Raw genomic sequence first — 3,361 nt, 5'->3', positions numbered from 1 at the left:
CGCCTGCTCACCGGCCGGTTCACCGTCCGCAGGATGCGCGAGCTGGAGCCGCGCATCGAGCGGATCGCCGCCGACCACCTCGACGCCATGGCCGCCGCCGGGCCGCCCGCCGACCTGGTCTCCGCGTACGCGCTGCCGATCCCGTCCCTGGTCATCTGCGAGCTGCTCGGAGTCCCGTACGACGACCGCGGGTTCTTCCAGGAGCGCACGGCGCGCATCGTGCGGGGCCATGACACGGCGGGGGCGATCGCCGACCTGTCGGCGTACCTCGGCGAGCTGGTACGGCGCCGCCGAGCCGAGCCGGCCGGCGACCTGATCAGCGACCTGACGGGCGACCTCACCGACGAGGAACTGGCCAACGTCGCCATGATCCTGCTCGTCGCCGGGCACGAGACCACCGCCAACATGCTGGCTCTGGGCACGTTCGCGCTGCTGGAGCACGGATCGGCCTACGAGGAGGGGGCGGTCGAGGAGCTGCTGCGCTGGCTGTCGGTCCTGCAGCTCGGCGCGCCGTCCAGGGTCGCGCTGGAGGACGTCGAGGTGGCCGGCACGCTGGTCAGGAAGGGCGAGACGGTCGCCCTGACCCTGCCCGTGATCAACCGCGACCCGGACGAGTTCGACGACCCCGACGCGCTCCTGCCCGGCCGGCCGGAGGCCCGCAGGCATCTCGCGTTCGGCCACGGCGTCCACCAGTGCCTGGGGCAGCAGCTCGCCAGGGTCGAGCTGCGCATCGGCTACCGGGCGCTGTTCGACCGCCTCCCCGGCCTGCGCCTCGCCGTGCCGGCCGCCGAGGTGCCGCTGAAGCAGGGCGCCGCCGTCTACGGCGTGGAGAGCCTCCCGGTGACGTGGCCGAGCTGATCATCTGCTCTGGGAGGAATCATCCCGGATTGTTAGGCTCGGGGCCCAAGTGATTAGTGCGGAGGTCCGATGTACTGCGATCCCAGGTTCTCCCGTGTACGTGAGGTGTTCGAGCGGCAGTTCGCCGAGGGGCAGGAGCTGGGCGCCGCCTTCGCCGTCTACCTCGACGGCGAGCTGGTCGTGGACCTCTGGGACGGCGTCGCCGACCGGCACACCGGGCGGCCCTGGGAGCGCGACACCCCGGCGTTCGCCTATTCCTGCACGAAGGGCGTCGCCGCCGCCGTGCTGCTGCACCTCGCGGAGCAGGGGCTGGTGGACGTGACGGCGCCGGTCGCGGACGTGTGGCCGGAGTTCGCCGCGAACGGCAAGGAGTCGGTCACCGTCGAACATCTGCTCACCCACCAGTCCGGGCTGCCCGCGGTGGAGGAGCCGGTGCCGGTGGAGGAGTTCGAGGACCAGCCGGCGATCGCGGCCCGGCTCGCCCGCCAGGCCCCCGTGTGGGAGCCGGGGACGGCCCACGGTTATCACGCCCTCACGTACGGATTCCTGGTCGGCGAGGTGGTCAGGCGGGTGAGCGGCAAGTCGGTGGGCGAGCTGGTCGCCGCCGAGATCGCCGGGCCGCTGGGCCTGGAGCTGTGGGTGGGCGCGCCGGACTCCGTGATCGCCCGTACGGCCCGGCTCAAGGCCGCGGACCGTCCCCGTTCCGGTCGGACCGGCGAGCCGCCCGCGGCCGACCCGCGAGCGGTGGCCCCGACGGTCGGCGAGGAGGCCACGGACGGCGGGCGGATGGAGGACCTGCTGGCCCAGATGGCGCGGGCCGCGCTCGACCCCGGCAGCCTGATGAACCGGGCGCTCGGCAACCCCGGCATGCACCTGCTCGAAGGCGGCGCCAACAACCCGGTCATCCTGCGCGCCGGCTGGCCGGCCGCCGGAGTGGTCACCACCGCCCGGGGGCTGGCCGGCTTCTACCGTTCGGTGGTCTCGGGCGACATCCTGCGGCCGGGGACGCTCCAGGAGGCCATGCGGCCCCGGGTGGACGGCCCCGACCGGGTGCTGTTCCTGCACAGCTCGTTCGGGCTGGGCTTCATGCGTCCGTCGATGACGTTCCCGATGCCGTCGCCGACGGCGTTCGGCCACTCGGGCATGGGCGGCTCTCTCGGCATGGGCGACCCAGAACGCCGCCTCGGCATCGGCTACGTCATGAACAAGATGAGCAACGGGGCCTCGGGCGGCATGCGCGCCCCCAACCTCGTGCAGGCGGTCTACGACTCGCTGTGAGTCACTCATCGTCATATCGCATTAACGGTGGGCGAAATATCTGCGGTCGTGACAACCCCAACCCCGGGTGAGACCGTCGAACCGGTGAGGGCTTGCCGATGGGGGTAGGACTTGGTCCCTGGTTATCGTGACGTACGCCAGCTCGGCGCCGGTCGCACCGGCCGCGTCTTCCTGGCCACCTACGAGGCGACCGGTGCGCACGTGGCGATCAAATACCTGAACGCCACCCTGCGCAGGGACGCCGAGTTCATGGACCGCTTCCGCTCGGACACCCATCAGCTCGTCGAGATCGACGACCCCAACGTGGTGCGGCTCTACGAGTACGTCGAGATGCCGACCAGGGCCGCCGTCGTCATGGAGCTGGTGGACGGCGTGTCGCTGCGCACGCTGCTGACCGAGCACGGCCGGACCAGCCCGGAGGCGGCGCTGGCCGTGCTGAAGAGCACGCTGCTCGCCCTGGCCGCGGCCCACGAACGGGGCGTGCCGCACCGGGACGTCAAGCCGGACAACATCCTCGTCCAGGCCGACGGCACCAGCAAGCTGGCCGACTTCGGCGTCGTGGTGCACGCCGAGGAGCCGGGCGTCCCTGCGGGCACGCCCGCGTACATGTCGCCGGAGCTGTGGACGCGCCACCAGGCGGGGCCGTCGGCCGACCTGTACGCGGCGGCGTGCGTGCTGTTCGAGGCGGTGCGGGGGCGGGCGCCGTACCGGGCGTACAAGGAGGGGGCGGACGCCGAGCCGGACGTGCCCGCGCTGCGGGACAAGCACCTGGTGGAGCCGGTGCCGCTGGAGGTGGCCCCGGACACGCTGCGCGACCTGCTCAAGCGCGGGCTGGCCAAGGACCCGGCGGCCAGGTACGCCTCGGCGCGGCAGTTCGCGGCCGAGGTGGAGGAGGACGCGGTCGCCGGGTACGGCCCCGACTGGGAGAAGCGCGGGCGCCGGCACCTGGCGGAGCAGGCCACGCTGCTCGCCCTCCGCTTCCCGCTGGCCAGGACCGACCGGGAGGCCGCGGCCGGGATCCGCGACCGCATGGCATGGATGCCGCGCTTACCTCCGCAGCTGTGGGTGGCGGGCGCGACCGTCGTCGCGGCGGCCGTCGCCATCATGGTGTCGGGCGGACGGCTCCCGCCCGGCCCCGGGACGATCCTCATGCCGCCGCCGGAGACGCAGAGCGAGCCCGAGCCCGCCGCCCGGACCACACGGACCACGCCGCCCACGCGGACCC

At 73.1% G+C, this 3,361-nt stretch carries 3 protein-coding genes; all 3 read left to right on the top strand.

Features of this window, described 5'->3' with window-relative positions; genetic code table 11:
• Positions 1–858, top strand: an 858-nt coding sequence (locus E1286_RS46545; protein WP_132623732.1) for a cytochrome P450, incomplete at its 5' end; no start/stop codon positions are given.
• Positions 859–927: 69 nt separating this feature from the next.
• A complete protein-coding gene (locus E1286_RS46540) occupies positions 928–2,136 on the top strand; it encodes a serine hydrolase domain-containing protein (RefSeq protein WP_132623730.1) in 1,209 nt (402 codons plus the stop codon).
• Positions 2,137–2,247: 111 nt separating this feature from the next.
• Positions 2,248–3,361: serine/threonine-protein kinase (locus E1286_RS46535; RefSeq protein ID WP_132623728.1), on the top strand; the 1,114-nt coding region annotated here is incomplete at its 3' end.

This window comes from Nonomuraea terrae, assembly GCF_004348995.1.
GTDB classification, from domain to species: domain Bacteria; phylum Actinomycetota; class Actinomycetes; order Streptosporangiales; family Streptosporangiaceae; genus Nonomuraea; species Nonomuraea terrae.
This window is presented reverse-complemented; position numbering and strand designations above follow the sequence as displayed.